Origin of the sequence: Allokutzneria sp. A3M-2-11 16, from assembly GCF_024213555.1 — a bacterium.
Taxonomy (GTDB): domain Bacteria; phylum Actinomycetota; class Actinomycetes; order Mycobacteriales; family Pseudonocardiaceae; genus Allokutzneria.
Window position 1 is genome coordinate 1 of the sequence record NZ_JANAVO010000013.1, and the last position, 16055, is coordinate 16055.

General features: G+C 69.8%; 19 protein-coding genes. 10 read left to right on the forward strand and 9 right to left on the reverse strand.

The window, feature by feature from the left end:
* Nucleotides 1-666, forward strand: a 666-nt coding sequence (locus NLX83_RS34420; RefSeq protein ID WP_254239434.1) for an HNH endonuclease signature motif containing protein, incomplete at its 5' end; no start/stop codon positions are given.
* Here the strand turns inward: NLX83_RS34420 and NLX83_RS34425 are convergent.
* Nucleotides 621-1547 (reverse strand): alpha/beta fold hydrolase, encoded by a 927-nt coding sequence (locus NLX83_RS34425; protein WP_254239435.1) that lies wholly within the window; start codon nt 1545-1547, stop codon nt 621-623. The two genes, NLX83_RS34420 and NLX83_RS34425, sit on opposite strands and share 46 nt — an antisense overlap.
* Nucleotides 1548-1680: 133 nt before the next feature.
* Here NLX83_RS34425 and NLX83_RS34430 point away from each other — a divergent pair, with 133 nt between their 5' ends.
* Both NLX83_RS34430 and NLX83_RS34435 read left to right on the forward strand, forming a co-directional pair.
* Nucleotides 1681-2781, forward strand: coding sequence for a carboxylate-amine ligase (locus tag NLX83_RS34430; RefSeq protein WP_254239436.1), 1101 nt, complete (start codon nt 1681-1683; stop codon nt 2779-2781).
* A 28-nt stretch (nt 2782-2809) separates the two neighbouring features.
* The gene (locus NLX83_RS34435; protein ID WP_254239437.1) at nt 2810-3769 is read left to right on the forward strand and encodes an iron-containing redox enzyme family protein; all 960 of its coding nucleotides are present in this window, start codon (nt 2810-2812) and stop codon (nt 3767-3769) included.
* Here the strand turns inward: NLX83_RS34435 and NLX83_RS34440 are convergent.
* Genes NLX83_RS34440 through NLX83_RS34465 form a run of 6 tightly spaced genes read right to left on the reverse strand, consistent with a single transcriptional unit; the run spans nt 3758 to nt 8218 of the window.
* Nucleotides 3758-3964, reverse strand: coding sequence for a CDGSH iron-sulfur domain-containing protein (locus NLX83_RS34440; RefSeq protein WP_374118844.1), 207 nt, complete (start codon nt 3962-3964; stop codon nt 3758-3760). The two genes, NLX83_RS34435 and NLX83_RS34440, sit on opposite strands and share 12 nt — an antisense overlap.
* Nucleotides 3945-4583 carry a HemK2/MTQ2 family protein methyltransferase gene (locus NLX83_RS34445; RefSeq protein WP_254239438.1) on the reverse strand — a complete coding sequence of 213 codons (639 nt, stop codon included), beginning with the start codon at nt 4581-4583 and terminating at the stop codon, nt 3945-3947. Before NLX83_RS34445 ends, NLX83_RS34440 begins: the two co-directional genes overlap by 20 nt.
* Nucleotides 4584-4636: 53 nt before the next feature.
* Entirely contained in the window at nt 4637-5665 is a 1029-nt protein-coding gene (locus NLX83_RS34450) for an FUSC family protein (protein ID WP_254239439.1), read from the reverse strand.
* Entirely contained in the window at nt 5646-6575 is a 930-nt protein-coding gene (locus NLX83_RS34455; protein WP_254239440.1) for a hypothetical protein, read from the reverse strand. Before NLX83_RS34455 ends, NLX83_RS34450 begins: the two co-directional genes overlap by 20 nt.
* Entirely contained in the window at nt 6575-7408 is an 834-nt protein-coding gene (locus tag NLX83_RS34460; RefSeq protein WP_254239441.1) for an SDR family oxidoreductase, read from the reverse strand. The genes NLX83_RS34455 and NLX83_RS34460 overlap by 1 nt, the downstream gene beginning before the upstream one ends.
* 9 nt (nt 7409-7417) lie before the next feature.
* Nucleotides 7418-8218 (reverse strand): lysozyme, encoded by an 801-nt coding sequence (locus tag NLX83_RS34465; RefSeq protein WP_254239442.1) that lies wholly within the window; start codon nt 8216-8218, stop codon nt 7418-7420.
* Between the two features lie 391 nt (nt 8219-8609).
* Between NLX83_RS34465 and NLX83_RS34470 the strand changes: the two genes are divergently transcribed.
* The 3 genes from NLX83_RS34470 (at nt 8610) to NLX83_RS34480 (ending at nt 12206) form a co-directional block, all read left to right on the forward strand.
* On the forward strand, nt 8610-9284 hold the full coding sequence (locus tag NLX83_RS34470) for a hypothetical protein (RefSeq protein WP_254239443.1): 675 nt from the start codon (nt 8610-8612) through the stop codon (nt 9282-9284).
* A gap of 90 nt (nt 9285-9374) precedes the next feature.
* Nucleotides 9375-9602 carry a hypothetical protein gene (locus NLX83_RS34475; RefSeq protein WP_254239444.1) on the forward strand — a complete coding sequence of 76 codons (228 nt, stop codon included), beginning with the start codon at nt 9375-9377 and terminating at the stop codon, nt 9600-9602.
* 99 nt (nt 9603-9701) lie between these two features.
* Nucleotides 9702-12206, forward strand: coding sequence for a penicillin-binding protein (locus NLX83_RS34480; RefSeq protein ID WP_254239445.1), 2505 nt, complete (start codon nt 9702-9704; stop codon nt 12204-12206).
* Nucleotides 12207-12454: 248 nt separating this feature from the next.
* On the opposite strand, the gene NLX83_RS34485 is transcribed toward NLX83_RS34480, so the two are convergent.
* The gene (locus NLX83_RS34485; protein ID WP_254239446.1) at nt 12455-12700 is read right to left on the reverse strand and encodes a hypothetical protein; all 246 of its coding nucleotides are present in this window, start codon (nt 12698-12700) and stop codon (nt 12455-12457) included.
* A 181-nt stretch (nt 12701-12881) separates the two neighbouring features.
* On the opposite strand from NLX83_RS34485, the gene NLX83_RS34490 reads away from it, so the two are divergent.
* The 3 genes from NLX83_RS34490 to NLX83_RS34500 all read left to right on the forward strand — a co-directional run bounded on the left by NLX83_RS34490 (nt 12882) and on the right by NLX83_RS34500 (nt 14795).
* On the forward strand, nt 12882-13370 hold the full coding sequence (locus NLX83_RS34490; RefSeq protein ID WP_254239447.1) for a DUF4383 domain-containing protein: 489 nt from the start codon (nt 12882-12884) through the stop codon (nt 13368-13370).
* Between the two features lie 85 nt (nt 13371-13455).
* Nucleotides 13456-13851: an STAS domain-containing protein gene (locus tag NLX83_RS34495; RefSeq protein ID WP_254239448.1), complete on the forward strand. Its 396-nt coding sequence runs from the start codon at nt 13456-13458 to the stop codon at nt 13849-13851.
* 41 nt (nt 13852-13892) lie between these two features.
* Entirely contained in the window at nt 13893-14795 is a 903-nt protein-coding gene (locus NLX83_RS34500) for a glycosyltransferase (RefSeq protein ID WP_254239449.1), read from the forward strand.
* Between the two features lie 6 nt (nt 14796-14801).
* On the opposite strand, the gene NLX83_RS34505 is transcribed toward NLX83_RS34500, so the two are convergent.
* Complete coding sequence (locus tag NLX83_RS34505) at nt 14802-15587, reverse strand: thymidine kinase (protein ID WP_374118845.1); 786 nt, start codon at nt 15585-15587, stop codon at nt 14802-14804.
* A gap of 47 nt (nt 15588-15634) precedes the next feature.
* Here NLX83_RS34505 and NLX83_RS34510 point away from each other — a divergent pair, with 47 nt between their 5' ends.
* Nucleotides 15635-16054 carry a hypothetical protein gene (locus NLX83_RS34510; protein ID WP_254239451.1) on the forward strand — a complete coding sequence of 140 codons (420 nt, stop codon included), beginning with the start codon at nt 15635-15637 and terminating at the stop codon, nt 16052-16054.
* Nucleotide 16055: the final 1 nt, after the last annotated feature.

A 16055-nucleotide genomic window follows, 5' to 3' on the forward strand; every position in this document is an offset into this window, starting at 1 on the left:
AAGCGCGACCTCGACGACGGCATGTCCTCCCTCCGCTTCCTCGTACCCGCCCTGGACGGCGTGCTGATCTACGACCGGATCGATCGGATCGCCCGCGCACTCCCCAAAGATGACCGGACCCTGGACCAGAAGCGCGCCGATGTGGCGATGGATGTGCTGCTGGGTAAGGAGACCGGCGCACCCCAGGGTGAGGTGCGGGTCTACCTCACGATGCCGGTCACGAGTGTCATCGGGATGAACGACGATCCGGCGATGCTGCACGGATACGGACCCCTCCCGGCCGAGATCGCGCGGGATGTCGTCGCTGGTGGGATCTGGAAGCGCATCCTCACCGACCCCGTCACCGGCATGGCCGAAGAAGTCAGCGATGTGTACCGGCCGACCGCGAAGCAGCGGGAGTTGATCGCGGCTCGGTTCCCGAGGTGCACGGCGATCGGGTGTCAGCAGCCCGCCCACCGCTGTGACCTGGACCATTGCTGCCGCTACGACGGCACCAACACGACGGTGAAGAACCTGCGGCCCAAGTGTCGGCACCACCACCGGATGAAGCACGAATCCAGCTGGACGTGCGAAAACCGAGACGACAGGCGGCACGTGTGGACCACACCCAGCGGCGACGTCTACGAAACCGAACTCGAACCCATCGCCGAACCGGCGCCCTTCTGAGACGCGCGGGCGACGTGGTCGGCGATGTAGGTGGCGAGCACGGGCCAGAGCTGCCACGGGAAGCCGTGTGCCATGCCCTCCACCACCACGAACTCGGCGCCGGGGATGGCGGCAGCGGTGGCACGGCCGCCGCTGATGTCGCAGAGGATGTCCTCGGAGCCGTGCAGCACGAGGGTGGGCGCCTGCACGGTACGCAGACGCGACGTGCGGTCGCCGGTGGCGAGGACGGCCATGCCCTGGCGCTGCATCCCGGACGGGTCATAACCCCGGTCGAAGATCCGCCCGGCGCGCTCGACCGCCCCGGCGAGGTCGAACTCCAGGACGGGGGAAGCGGCGATCCGCATGGTGCTGACATGCCACTCGATGAACGCCTCGCGCTCCTGCGGCGGGCCGCCGAGCTTGGCGAACGGCGCGAAGTTGCCCTCGGCGACACCGGGCTCGCCGGTGGTCGACATGATCGACGTGAGCGAGGCGGTGCGGTCGGGGTGCTCGATCGCGATCATCTGCCCGATCGCGCCGCCCATTGAGGCACCGACGATGTGCGCGCGGGCGATGCCGAGTACGTCGAGCAGACCAACGGTGTCGGCGGCCATGTCGGACAGCGAATACGCGGCGGAGGACAGATCGCCTGCGAACGCGGCCGCGAAATCGGGCCGGGGAGCATCGGTGAAGAACGTGGAGCGGCCGACGTCGCGGTTGTCGAACCGGATCACCTGGAGACCGCGTTCCACCAGCTCACGGCAGAAGCCTTCGGGCCAGTTGATCAGCTGACCGCCCGCGCCCATGATCAGGACGACGGGTGGGGCGCCGGGGTCGCCGAACCGCTCGTAGACGATCTCGATTCCGGAGGGGCCGACGTTCAACGCTTTCAGTTCCGGCATGGGCGCAAACCGTAGCCGCGCGGCTGCCCGGGGAAATCGGGCGACAGGCCGACGATTTCCCCTTGTCACCCGGGTTACGGTGAAAATGGCGACACCGGTTGTGGGAGAGCACGGGGTGGGGTAGTCCCGTGCGGTGACCACCGACAACGCGGGTGTGACCGTCGGCGTCGAAGAGGAGTTCCTGCTCGTCGACCCCGGCACGGGATTCCCGGCCCCGGGCGGCGCGGACGTGCTGCGGCACGCGCGAGCGCGCAGGCGCGTCGTCTCGCTCCAAGGGGAGATGCTGAGCACCCAGGTCGAAGCGGCGACCGGCGTGTGCGCCGACCTCGGGGAGCTGCACGACCACCTCAGCGAAGGCCGCGCGTTGCTGGCGGACGGGGCCGGGGCCAACGGGATGCTGCTGGTGCCGACCGGAACGCCGGTGCTCCGCGACGGCCCGCCGCCGCCCGCGGAAGGCGACCGGTTCGCCGCGATCATCGACGCCTACGCCGAGGTCGCCGAGCACTACCAGGTCAACGGCTGCCACGTGCACGTCGGAGTTCCCGACCGGGACACGGCGATCGCGGTGATCAACCACCTGCGGCCGTGGTTGCCGACGCTGCTCGCGCTCTCCGCGAACTCGATCTTCACGGACGGGCGCGACTCCGGCTACGCGAGCTGGCGCGTCCTTGAGCAGTCCCGGTTTCCCGGCTGGGGTGTCACGCCGTGGTTCGGCTCGGCGCACGAGTACGACGACGAGGTCGCCCGGCTCGTCGCCTGCGGGGCGGTGATGGACGAGGCGATGAGCTTCTGGCTCGCGCGCCCCTCCCCGCGATTCCCGACCGTCGAGCTGCGCGTGGCCGACACGGTCCCGACCGCCGACGAAGCGGTCCTTCAGGCGGCGTTGACCAGAGGGCTCGTGCGCACCGCGCTCACCGACCTGGAACGGGGAAGGGAAGCGCACAGGATCAGCGACCAGGTGGCCGCGACAGCGATCTGGACAGCGGCTCGCCACGGCGTACACGGCGAAGCGGTGCACCCGGTCCACCTCCGGCGCGTGCCCGCGACGGCGATGATGGCGGAGCTGCTCGACCACATCCGCCCGGCGCTGAACGAGACCGGCGACCTGGAGCGGACGGAACAGCTGCTGAAGACGGTGATCCGCGACGGTTCGGGGGCCGACCGGCAGCGCATTGCCGCCGCGCGTGGCCCGAGAGCGGTCATCGCCATGCTCGCCGACGACGTGAGGTCTTAACAGGACTGCTCGGGGGTAGTCCGTGCAGGTGGCTACCACTCGCTCGTTGCCGAAGGCCGTCGGTCCGCTGACCGAGGCGCTGTTCGCGACCCTGTCGGAGGCGCCGACCGGTGCGACACTGCCGTATGCGCCCGCCGAGCCCTACGGGCACGATCTCCAGCTCGCGCTGTACACCTGCTACGAGCTGCACTACCAAGGATTTCCCGGTGTTTCCGACGCGTGGGAGTGGGACCCGGAGCTGCTGAGGTTCCGCGCTCACCTCGAAAACGCCTTCCTGAGCGCACTTCGGCGCAACGTGGCGGGCGGCGTCGACGTCGCGGCTGAAGTCGACGCGTTGCTCGTGGACAGTGCGGGAACGGCGGGATACCTGTGCGACGAGGGCGAGTGGTGGCAGATGCGGGAGTACTTCGTGCACCGCTCGATCTACCACCTGAAGGAAGCCGATCCGCATGCCTGGGTCCTGCCGCGCCTGCGTGGACGGGCCAAGGCCGCGCTCGTCGCGGTGGAGTTCGACGAGTTCGGCGGTGGCCGCGCGGAACGCATGCACTCGCAGCTCTTCGCCGATCTCCTGGACGGCGCTGGGCTGGACTCCGGATACCTCGCCTACATCAACGAGGTTCCCGCGCCCGCGCTCGCCTTGGTGAACATGATGTCCTTGTTCGGCCTGCACCGCGGCCTGCGTGGCGCACTGGTCGGGCACTTCGCCGCCGCGGAGATCACCACCGCCCCGGCGGCGAAGCGGATGGAGAAGGCGTTGGAGCGCATGCAGGCCCATCCGGCGTGCATCCGGTTCTACACCGAGCACATCGAAGCCGACGCCGTGCATGAGCAGGTGTTGCGGCACGAGGTGCTCGGCGATCTCCTTGCGCACGAACCGGAACTCGCCGCGGACGTGGTGCTGGGGATTCAGGCGACCGAGCTGCTGGAGACGCACCTCGCCGACCACCTCATGGCGAGCTGGTCGGCGGGACGGACCTCACTCCTCTGACTTCTTCGGGCGGTGACTGGTGTCGCACAAGGGATAGCGTTTGCTCCTGCGGCACATGCAGACCGCGACCTGGAAGCGGTCGCACACGACCGTGTTGCCGTCGAAGTCCACGAGCTCCACGGGGCCTTCGAGCATCAACGGGCCGCCGCGGACCATCCGGGCCCGGCGAGGCCGCTCAGCGGGTTCGGTCGGCACGGATCACCACCAGCTCCTCGTCGCGCTGACCCGGCTCGATCAGCCCCTTGTGCTCCAGCCAGCTGGCCCGGCTCCGCATCACGGGGCCGAAGGGACAACGGCCGCGTGCCACGATCGCGGCCTTCAGACCCGCCTCGCGCAGGCGGAGAAGGGTCTTCTCCGGGCCACACAGGGCGGAGTGCACCATGAGCATCATTCCCTTGGGGGACAACAAACCTGGTGCTCGATCGCAGAGCGGGTCGAGTAGCGCCCTTCCGTCGTCTCCGGCGTCCCACGCACGGGCGGGCGCGTGCCGTCCCGGCTCACCGTGTCCACAGGGGACATACGGCGGGTTGGCGAGCACGACGTCGAAATGCCGGTCGGACAAGCACTTCCGGATGTCGCCGTGCCGAAGCCGCACCCGGCGGCCGCTCAGCCGGGTGTTGACGAACGCCGTCACCAGTGCCCGCCAGGACACGTCGATCGCCGTGACCTCGGCGGCCCCGGCGTCCGCCGCCGCTCGGGCGAGCACGCCCGAACCAGTGCCGATGTCGAGCACGCGAGCCCCTGCCGGCAGCGGCGCGACGAGCATCGCGTCGACGAGGAGCGCCGTGTCGTCCTGGGGGAGGTAGACCCCCATCTTCCCTGGTAGCCACACACGTTCTCGATACCTCCGGGGCCGCGTCCCAAACGTCAGCGGCCGGTGAGTTCCTGGAACATCCGCCGTGCGGGCAGCACCATCGCGGCCAGGCCGGGGGAGTCCAGCTCGGTCAGCTCCGCGAGCAGCCGCTCGCACCGCCGTGTCGTCCGGTCGGCATCGGAGTTCCGCACGATGTCGGCCAGGCAGTCCAGCAAGTCGGCGAGCATGCCCCGCGATCGCTGGTCAGGGTGACTGAACGGGTTGTCGGAGCGCTCGGTGGCGCGCAGGGAGTCGGCGATCTCGTGCAGGTGCGGCCAGCTCGCCCGCAGGCCCCGGAGCAGGCGCCGATGTCGTTCCGTGGGGCCGTGTTCCTCGACCGCTCGGCGGCGCGCGTTGAAGCGCTTGCTCTTCCTGCTGTACGCGACGGCGCGTTCGGCCTTGCGGACCAGGTCCTCGGCGTGGCGGGCGCGGGCTGGCCAGTTCGGCGGATCGTCGGTGTCCCCGTTTCCCCGGAGCTGTTCGGCGATCTCGTTGAGCAGACCGGAGAACTGCTCGGCCAGCCGCTCGGCGGACGCGCGGGCGGGCCTGGCGTAGAACGGTGGGAACAGCAATGCGTTCACGGCGGTCCCGATGCCGACGCCGAGGATCGTCTCCAGCAGCCGGTCACCGAGCAGGTACGGGTCGTTTCCGGTGCCCCACGCGAGGATCAGCATCGCGGTGATGCCCACCCAGTAGCCGCTCTCACCGTAGAACGGGAGCCGTCCGATGAGCAGCCCGAGCAGCGTCGCGAGCCCGATCGCGACCGTGTGCCACGGGATCACGAGGTCCACCAAGGCCGCGAGGAGTACCGCCGAGGCCACCGACGCGACCTGTTGCACGGACGTGCGAAGCGTTCCGGTGACCGTCGACTCCACCGCGAAGATCGCCGCGTAGGGAGCGAGAAACGCTTGCGGCAGCCCGAGGAGCGTCGTCGAGACGAGCCATGCCAGCATCGCGGCGAGCGCGGCCTTCGCGGCCTGTGCCAACACCAGGCGCTCGGTGCCGGGTGTGGTGAACGCGCGCCTAACCCACCGGAACTTCATCGACCGTTCGTGCTGTCACCGCGAACCGCAGCCCGAGCGGATTGAGCACTTCTGGCAACGGTTTGTGGTTCGCGAGCTGAGGATGCGACGTCAACAGGAAGTCGTGCTCTAGGAACAGCGTCGACAGCGCTTTGGCCGCGACGAACAGGACGAGGTCGCGCTCAGGACAGAACGGCGCGGGGATGAGCAGCGTCGAACCGTCCACAGTGCTGTCTCGCAGCACCAACGGCGTCGTGGGCCACAACCGCAGCGATTCGAGCACGCTCGCTCGGAGGTGGTCCTGATCGCGCGGGATCGAAGGATGCGAGGCCAGCAGCGCGAGGGTCCGGAAGGTCGCCATGCCCGCCGCGTCGAACGCGAACAACCAGTGCGCCACCTGGGACTCGGGGCGCACATCGGCCGACTTCGGCAGCTGGGCGATCCGTTCGGCGAGGCTTCCGGGCTCCGCACGGTCCACATAGGACCGTATATCGCGGAGGAAGATCTCTCGGTGCTCCGCGTGCTTTCGGTGGAAGTACGACCACTTCGCGTTCTCTCGTAGCGACTTCAGGCGCGCGGTGATGCGGGAGTCGTCGGCCGCGGAGTCGCCGAGGACGATCCGGCGCACCAACCGCCACCACATGGTCGCGAAGCCGTCCCAATCGAGTGGGCCGACCTCGGGCGAGATCTCTTTCTCCACATTGGCAGGCGTACAGGACACGGCATCGGAGAGCACACGATGCACGTCCTCGCGCGAAAGCACCAGGGAGAACGAACGTCCGGGCACGCGGAGCTGAAGACGATCGTCACCGTACTTGTCCCGAAGTCGTTGCAGGAGATGCACAAGCCGCTTGTCGGCGCCGCGGGGGGTGATCGGCAAGAGTGCTGTCGTCGCCACCCGGAGCGTGTCGAGAACGGAGGCGCGTGCCATCAGCCCTCCCGCCAGTCCGAAGTGGACAGTGCGGAACTGGCCTGCGGCCCCATCAGCAGCATGCCGCCGTCCACGACGTAGGAAGCTCCGGTGACGTAACCCGCGGCCGGAGTGGCGAGGAAGGCCACCACGCTGGCCACCTCGTGCGCGTGGCCTGGCCGCCCGAGCGGGTACCCGGGCCGGTCCTGCGTCCTGGGGTCGACGTTCTCCTGGCCCGTCATCGGCGTCGAGATCTCGCCCGGCGCAACGGAATTGACGGTGATGCCGTGCTCGGAGAGCTCCAGCGCGAGCACCTTGGTGAGCATGCCGAGGCCCGCCTTCGCCGCGCAGTACGGGGCCGCGCCGACGCGGGGCGCGTGCTCGTGCACGCTGGTGATGTTGATGATCCGCCCGCCCCGGCCCGCCTCGATCATCCACCTGGCCGCGCGTTGCGTGCACAGGAAGGCCCCGTCGAGGTCGACCGAGAGCACACCGCGCCAGGTGTCGTAGGCCATCCCGATCGCGGGCTCCGCCGAGCCGGTCCCCGCGCAGTTGACCAGGACGTCGACCCCGCCGAGCTCCTCGGCCAGCTCGTCGATGGCGTTGGCCGAGCCGGGCAGGTCGGTCAGGTCCAGCCGCCGCACCGCCGCCTTCGCGCCGCACCCCGTGACGTCGGTCGCGGTCTGTTCCGCGCCGTCGGCGTCCCGGTGGTAGGTGATGCCGACGTCCACCCCCGCGCAGGCCAGGGTGATCGCGATCGCCTTGCCGATCCCGGAGTCCGACCCGGTGACGATCGCGGTGCGCGGCCTGCCGTCCTGTTCGTGCGGCAGCGGGGCAACTGGGTGCGAGTCCATGCCTGCTGCTTACCCCGCCGCGAGGGCCCGCAACCGGGAGTAGGCGCCGTTGAAGGCGTTCTGGTCGATCGGCTTCGACGAGTACTGCCAGATGGTGTGGATGCCCCACCGGTGCGGCAGCGCGCCGATCGCCGCGGCGTAGCGGGCGATCCACAGCGGGTTGGTCGCGCTGAAGTCCTCGCGTCCGCCAGTGCACTTGGCCCACCAGTTCGCGCTGGTGTAGATCGTCGGGTAGCGGCTCGTCCTGGCCCGGTAGGTGTCGGAGAAGTTCTTGATCCACCTGGCCATCGCGTCCTGGCTGAGGCCGTAACACGTGTCGCCGTAAGGGTTGTGCTCGATGTCCAGCGCCCCGGGCAGCGTCATCCCGTCCTTGGCCCAGTCGCCGCCGTTGTCGACGAAGTAGTTGGCCTGGGCCGCGCCGCTGGACCGGTTCGGCAGCGCGAAGTGGTAGGCGCCCCGGATCATGCCGATCTGCCGGGAACCCGTGTACTGCTGGCCGAACCTGGGGTTCTTGAAGCCGGTGCCCTCGGTCGCCTTGACGTAGACGAAGCGCCTGCCGAGGTTCCAGTGCTCCTGCCAGTTCACCTCGCCCTGGTGCCCGCTGACGTCGATCCCGGCGACGGTCGCCCTGGTCCGCGGATCGAGCGGGACCTCCTCGATCGAGCGCGGCGCGTCCGGGGCGATGCCCTCGTACCGGGCGATCTGCGAGCCCATCGCCGCGTCGCCCCAGGCCGCGGCGGTGAGGGCCGAAGCGAGGAGCGCGCCCGTGGTCAGCGCCGCCGTGAACGCGAGGTGTGCGGTGATCTTCATGTCGACTCCCGATGCTGTGCGTCCTGCCCGGGGTGAATAGCCGGGGCGGACCCGCCCAAGCCGGTCGGCGCGCGGCTTCACTCGAAGACATAGCGGAGGTTTGCCGCGCGGTCGCCCGGGTAGCGCATAGCAGAGTGATCATGAACGCCGGGACCGGCTTTGGGCGTTTCCCGCTGGGCCGCATGGCTGGAACTCCGCTCCTACGGCCGGGTGACGAAGCGCCGGAAAGGTGACGCAGCGAGAGCGCTTCTCCCGCGTCGGGATAGGTGCACGCGCATCTAGCTGCGGTGGAGAAGATCTACCCGACCGGGGAATGCGGAAAAGGTAACTTCTTCAATTGCAACAACTCCTCCGGGTGCGAGCCCGTTTTTGTCTGGAGAAGGAGAATGTGGTGAAAACCGATCGTGCGGTCGGCCGTGCCGTGCTCGTCGCGGCGACGCTGGCAGTTCTGCTGCCGTTCAGCGTGGGAACCGCTCAAGCCACGCCCGCCGTCCCCGCTTCCGGCGCCAATGGCGTCGTGGTGGGCAATACCGGCGGTAACGACAACGACGTCGAGGTCGGTAACCACCGAGCCGTGGGAAACCGCGTCGGTGTGCGCAACACCGATTCCAACCGCAACCGCACCGGCGTCGGCAACAGTGACGCCGCCCGCAACGACTCGCTGGTCGGCAACACCGGCTCCGACGACAACGGCACCGTCGTCGGCAACCGCGACGCCAACGGCAACGGAACAGCCGTGGTGAACCGCGGCGCGCACCGCAATGGAACCGTTGTGGTGAACCGCGGGGCCGACCTCAACAAGACCGACGTGGTCAACCTGCGGGGGCACCGCAACACCACGGTGGTCGGCAACAACGACAGCGACCGCAACCAGTCGGCGGTCCGCAACAGCGGCTCGCACCGCAACACGACCGTCATCAGCAACAACGGCAGCCACGGCAACCGCGTGGTCGTGGACAACTCCAACTCCCACGGGAACACCACGGTGATCAGCAACAACGGCGGCAGCCGCAACACCGTGCGCATTGGCAACGGCGGAACCAGCGTGGACATCGAAGGGGGCTGATCGGCCCTTTTCGGAGAAAGCGGCTCGCCGGTGCCCCCGCACGCACCGGCGGGCCTTTTCGCTCGACTGTCGAAACTATTTGGAGTATTCGTGAAAAAGCGTGCCGCCGCGGTTCTCGCGGGAACCGCCGCCATGATGGCCGTCAGCACTCCGGCGCAGGCGATCGGCATCGGCCTGGATACCCGGCCCACGCCGATCGAGGTGCTGAACAACGTGAGCGTGCTGCCCGTCCAGCTCTGCGGCGCCGGATCGTGCCGGAACGCCCCGGTGGGTGACGACGAGCAGAAGTTGATCACGAACAGCCACGTCGGTCCCTGACCGCTCCCGGCCACCCCATCGTGCGCGTGGCGGTCCCTTCGGCTCCGGCCGGAAACGGCTAAGACGTAAGGGGAACAGCTCACGTGGATGGGGGAGGGCGTGCGGGACAGGGTTTCGATCAGGGTGTCGAACAAGCTCGACATCACCGATCTCACCTGGGACGACGAACCGGTGCGTCGACCGAGGGCGACGCGGGTCAAGCTGGTGGCGCTGTGCGTGCTCGCCGGTGTGCTGCTGGCGGCCGCGCTGTTCCCGGCCGTCGGCGCGCTGGGCATGGTGGCGGTGCGGGCGGGCGACACGGTCGACACCACCGCCACCGACCTCGTCGCCAAGGACCCGCCGCTGCTCACCACGATGCTGGACACCACGGGCAGGCCGCTGGCGCACCACTACGACCAGTACCGGGTGCTGGTGCCCGCCAACAAGATCGCCGTCACGATGAAGGCCGCCATCGTGGCCATCGAGGACCACCGCTTCTACGAGCACGAGGGCGTCGACCTGGTGGCGATCGGCCGCGCGCTGGTCACCAACACCCTGCGCGGCAAGGTCTCCCAGGGCGGGTCGACGCTCACGCAGCAGTACGTGAAGAACTACCTGACCCACATCGTGGCCGAGACGAAGCTGGAGCAGACCAAGGCCCAGGAGCAGTCCGCGGCGCGCAAGCTCCGCGAGCTGCGCACGGCGTTGCAGCTGGAGCGGGTGCTGACCAAGGACGAGATCCTGGCCCGCTACCTGAACACCGTCCCCTTCGGACAGAAGTCCTACGGGATCGCGGCCGCCGCGCAGACCTACTTCGGCATCGCCCAGGAGGACCTGACCGTCGCGCAGGCCGCGCTGCTCGCGGGCATCGTGAACGAGCCGAGCGGGCTGAACCCCTACCGCTTCCCGGAGCGCGCGCTGGCCCGGCGCAACGTGGTCATCGACGAGATGGCCAAGCAGCACCGGTTGCCCGTGGAGATGGCCGAGGCGGAGAAGAAGCTGCCGCTGGGGCTCGCCCCGGAGACGGCCCGCCCGCCGAACGGCTGCATCGGCACCGGCGACGCGGGTTACTTCTGCGACTACGTGACCAAGTACCTGGAAGGCGTCGGCCTGTCCAAGGAGCAGCTGCGCCGGGGCGGCTACACGATCAAGACCACGCTCGACCGCGACGCGCTGACCAAGGCCAAGACCGCGGTGGACGCGCAGGTCCCGCCGGATACCGAGCACGCGGCCAACGCGATGGCGATCGTCAAGCCCGGCAAGGACAAGCACCGCGTGGTGGGACTCGCCGCGAACCGCCCGTACGGCCTCCGGCGGGACAAGCACGAGACGACGCTCGGGTTGCCCTACGCGATGCAGAACCTCGGCGCGGGCTCGATCTACAAGATCTTCACCGCGGCCGCGGCACTGGAGAAGGGCATGGGGATCAGCGCCGGCCTGCCGGTGCCCGGCTCCTACACGTCCAACGTGTTCACGGGCGGCGCGGCCAGCTGTCCCATGGGCGCGGAGGGACTGCGGAAGTACTGCGTGCAGAACGCGGGGGAGTACCCCGAGCGGATGTCGATGCAGGACGCCCTGGCCACGTCGCCGAACACGACGTTCGTGCAGCTGCTGGAGAAGGTCGGCGTGTCCTCGGCGGTGGACATGGCCGTGCGGCTGGGCCTGCGCTCGCTGAACACCGTGCGCGCGGGCGAGGACCCGAAGAAGCGGCCGATCGGCAGGTTCTTCGCCGAGCAGAACTACGGCTCCTTCACCCTCGGCCCGACCCCGACGAGCACGCTGGAGCTGGCCAACGTCGGAGCCACCCTGGCCAGCGGGGGCACCTGGTGCCCGCCGAGCCCGGTGGAGGAGGTGCTGGACCGGCACGGGCGCCGCGTCCCGCTCCGCGAACTGCCGTGCGCGCAGGTGGTGGCGCCGGGGCTGGCCAACGCGATGACCGTGGGGATGAGCAAGGACACGCTCTCCGGCACGGCGGTCGCGGCGGCGAAGGCCTACGGCTGGGACCGGCCGATGGCGGGCAAGACCGGGACCACGCAGGAGCACAAGTCCTCCGGGTTCCTCGGCTACACCCCGCAGCTGTCGGCGGCGGTGTTCACCTTCGACGACTCGCCGTCGCCGACCACGCTCTGCGATCCGGGCGGGTCGCTGCCGCCGCGGCCGTGCACCGGCGGCCGCTACATCTACGGCGGCAAGTACCCGGCGCGCACCTGGTTCCACGCCATGAACGGGGAAGGCGGCCAGCCCGGGATCATGACCGCGATGGAGCGGGCGGAGCTGCCCGAGCTGGAGGACCGCTACACCGAGGGCGAGCGCCGGGAACCGGAGGTGCGCGAACGCGTCCCGTCGGTGGTCGGGCTGTCCCTGGACGCGGCGCGGGAACGGCTGGAGGGCGCGGGTTTCACCGTCCGGGTCGTGCAGAAGGCGAGCCAGAAACCCAAGGGCACGGTGATCGGCCAGAGCGGTAGCTCGGTGATCACCTTGCAGGTCAGCACGGGCGTGGCCGCGAGCGAGGCGGGCTCCGAGGCCGCCACACCGGGAACGCCCACCACGACGAGACCGAAGCCCAAGCCCACCACCGGCCAGTCGACGACGACGCGGCCCCGCCCGACCCGGACGACGGGCTAGCACCATGTCCCGCACGCGGCCCCCAACAACCGCACGCCCCCCGTCCCCTCCCCCACAACATCAGCTGGGCAGCCCAAACTCCCGTTTCGTACTCAAAACGGGATTTTGGAGCGCTCTTTTTCCCGTTATGAGTACGAAACGGGGTTCTCTAGACGGCGCCCGCGGGGAATGGGGTGGACGGGCGCGTGGAGTGCTATGGGCTGAGTTTACTCGGTGGGCGGAGTGCGGACGGGCTTGAAGGACATGGGCTAGGGCTTGCCCTTGCCCCGCACGACGCTGTTGGTGATCAGCTCCGACAGGTGGTCACCGACCGGGGCGTTCTCGCACGAGCTCGCCTGACCGCAGAGCTGGATCGGAAGGATGCTGACGTTGTTCAACGCGCGCAGGCCGAGGGGCTGGTCGTTGAGCACGACCGCGGCCTCGGCGGGGGAGGCGGCGGCGAGCACGCCCGCGACGGCGACGGCGATACCCGCCGCGCGAGTGGAGAACGACATGGCAGAGCACTCCAGACAGGTCGGGGACGCGCCGGAAACCCTTGACGGCGCGGGGAAAACTCAGGCTAGCGACGAAGGGCCGGTCACATTCGCCGGGGTGCCTGGCGTTCCCCGCCCCCGAGACGGAAGAATGATCGACGAGGACCACTCAGACAGTGTTGACCCGGGGAAGGCGGCGGCGGTGCCACAGCGCGTCCTGGCGGGTTCGCGCACGCCCGTGCAGTGGGCGGCCGGAGTCGTCGCGGCGACCTTCCTGTTCCTGGGCATCTTCGGCCTTGTTCCCGGGCTGACCACGGACTACGCGCTGCTCAAGATGGCCGGGCCGCGGTCGGGCGCCGAGCTGTTCGGGGTGTTCGACGTGTCCGTGCTGCACAACGTCGTGCACCTGCTCTTCGGCGCGGCGGGCCTCACCCTCGGCAACACCGGCAAGGGCGCGCGGCTGTTCCTCGCGGTCGGCGCCGGGGTGGCGCTGGCGCTGGGCCTCTACGGTTTCCTGGTCCCGCAGGACAGCACGGCGAACGTGCTCCCGACGGACGCGGCGGGCACCTGGCTGCACGTCGGGCTCGCGGCGGTGATGGCCGTGCTGGCGCTGTGTTGGCGAGTGCCGGAGAAGTCCACTCGGGCAGGTGAGCCGTTGCGGCGAAAGGAAGAGCTGCCGTCCAGTCGGTGAGACCTGTTCTTCGCCCGGGGAATCGGTAGGCTGGCGGGATTCAGGGTCCGTTCCATCCGCTCACGCATCCGGGGACTGTGCAGTCATGGTCAGCAGCGACAAGCTCGACTCCACCCCCTACGACCCCGGTCAGCCCGCGCCGCTGCTGCACGTCCGGGTCACCAGGACCGGCGCGACCAGCGTGATCACCGTGGCCGGGGAGATCGACATGTACTCCGCCCGCGAGCTGGAGGTCGCGCTGACCGGGCAGATGGAGGCCGACGCCGACGCGGCGGTGGTGATCGCCGACCTCAACGGCGTCTCCTTCATGGGGTCGGTCGGGCTGGCGGTGCTGCACGAGGCCGCGGTGCGCGCGGCGGGCCAGGGCGTGCAACTGCGCCTCGCGGTCTCCACCAAGGTGGTGACGCGGGCACTGGAGGTCTCCGGGCTGACGTCGGAGTTCGCCCTCTACCGCACCGTGCAGGACGCCCTGGCCGCGTGAGGCCGGTTTGAATTCTTTGTCGTCCGGCAACTACCTGGGGCGTGAGAATCGCGCTGGTGTCGGCCGAGCACCCTCGGCATCCACACGCCGATGAGCTGCCGCGTCGGCTGATCGCCCTCGGGCACAGGGTCACCCGGCTCGGCCATTCCGGACTGGGGCGGGAACTCGCCACCGATCCGCCCGACGTCGTGCACGCGCACTCGTGGCTCTCCGGCCTGGCCGCGCTGTCGGCGGCGCAGCACACCGACATCCCGGTCGTGCAGACCTGCGACGGCCTCGACGCCTCGGAACACCGGCTGGTGAAGCGCGTCGTCGGACGCACGGCCGCGCGGATTGTCGTTGCGTGCCAAGACGATGCGGCCGAGCTGGTGAGCAGCGGAGTGCGCAGGAGCCGGATCGCCGTCGTGCCCGTCGGCGTGGACACGAAGGTGTTCAGCCCCGAGGGCCCGGTGGCGCGGCGCTCGGAGCGGCACCGCGTGATCGTCGCCGACGACGGAGCCGACCTCGTTCGCGCCGCGCTGCGCGGGGCGCCCGAGACGGAGGTGCTGGTTCCCGGTGATCGCGTGACGCCGGAGCTGCTGCGCTCCGCCGACGCCGTGGTGTGCGTGCCCCGGCGGGACTCCCTCGGCCGTCTCGCGCTCGCGGCGATGGCGTGCGGTGTTCCCGTTGTGGCGCAACCGGTCGGGGCGCTCGCCGATGTGGTGGTGGACGGGATCACCGGAGTGCACGTGCCGACCCGCGATCCCCGTTTCCTGGCCCAGGTGCTGCGGAACCTGCTGGCCGATCCGGTGCGGCGGTGCACGTTGGGCGTCGCCGGGCGGGATCGCGTCGAGTGCCGGTACTCCTGGGAGCGCGTCGCCGAGGAGATGGTGCGGATCTACGCGCGCTCAAGCGTTCAGTGCGCGGCACCACCCCTGCCCGCGACCGACCACAGTGGACAGTGAGGCGCGTCAGGCCAGGCTGAGCTGACCCGCGGAGGTGGTCCTCGGGCCGAGTTCACCGCTGCGGTAGTGCCTGCGGCAGAGCACCTGGTAGCGCACGGTGCTCTCGGCGTCGGGATCGCTGGCAGCGTCCTCAGTGTCGGCGACCAGCACCGTGTCGCCCTCGCGGAGGATGCGGTTGTCCTGGGTGCGCGCGTTGAACCTGCCCGGGAAACCGCACCAGCAGAGCACTTCGACCTGGACCGGGTGCAGCTCGTCGGCCAGCTCCACCAGCCGCTGCGTCCCGGGGAAGAGGTGGCTGCGGAAGTCGATGGCCAGGCCGAAGCAGTAGACGTCGACCTGCGCGTGGTCGGCCAGCTCGGCCAGCTGCTCGACCTGGCAGGGGGAGAGGAACTGGGCCTCGTCCACGATGAGGTAGTCCACCCGCTGGTTGCCCGCCCACTGCGCGCGCACCAGGTCCTGGATGTTCATCTCCTCGTGCACCTCGATGGCGTCCCGGGTGATGCCGATCCGGCTGGTGATCGTCGGCGTTCCGGAGCGGTCGTGCCGCACCAGCAGCAGGCCCCGCCGTCCCTGCCGGGCGTGGTTGTGGTCGATCTGCAGCGCCAGGGTCGACTTGCCGCAGGCCATCGGGCCGAAGTAGTACCGGATCCTGCCGGGGACGGGTTGGTCGCGGCGCGCGGCGGCCGAGGGCACCGGCGAGAGGGCGTGCGTCGCGTCCACGGCGGGGGAGTGTCCGGTCTGTGTCACGGGCGCCGACACTAACGGGTGGTGATCGGCGCGCGTGCAGGGCATCGCGGGGTGGGACTTGTGCGGCGGAGTCCAGTCCCTATGCTCTGCCGATGAGTTTGGTCGATGTCCGTTCGTGGACCCCCGCGGCGCTGTCCGTCGCCGAGGCGGCGCACCGCTTCCTGGTCGACGTCGCCGCCACCCGCGGCGCGCTCTCCGTGACCGCCGTCGTCGCTGACCACGGCGACGCGGGCGTCGAGATCACCCTGGGTTTCGGCACCGGCACCGAGATCGGCGGCTCCGTCTCCACGCACGTCGGCGACGACGAGGACGTGTGCGCCGCGGTGGCCGACCGGCTCCAGGAGATGATGATCGACTACCTGTTCGGCGCCTGGCCGGAATGCCCCGGCCACGGGCACCCGGCGGCCAGCAGGCGGTTGGCTGGCGCGGTGTGGGTGTGCCCGACCGAGGGGGAGAAGCACTTCGCGGTCCCCGTCGGCCGCTACCCGCACAAGGTGAACGTGCCGCTGTAGC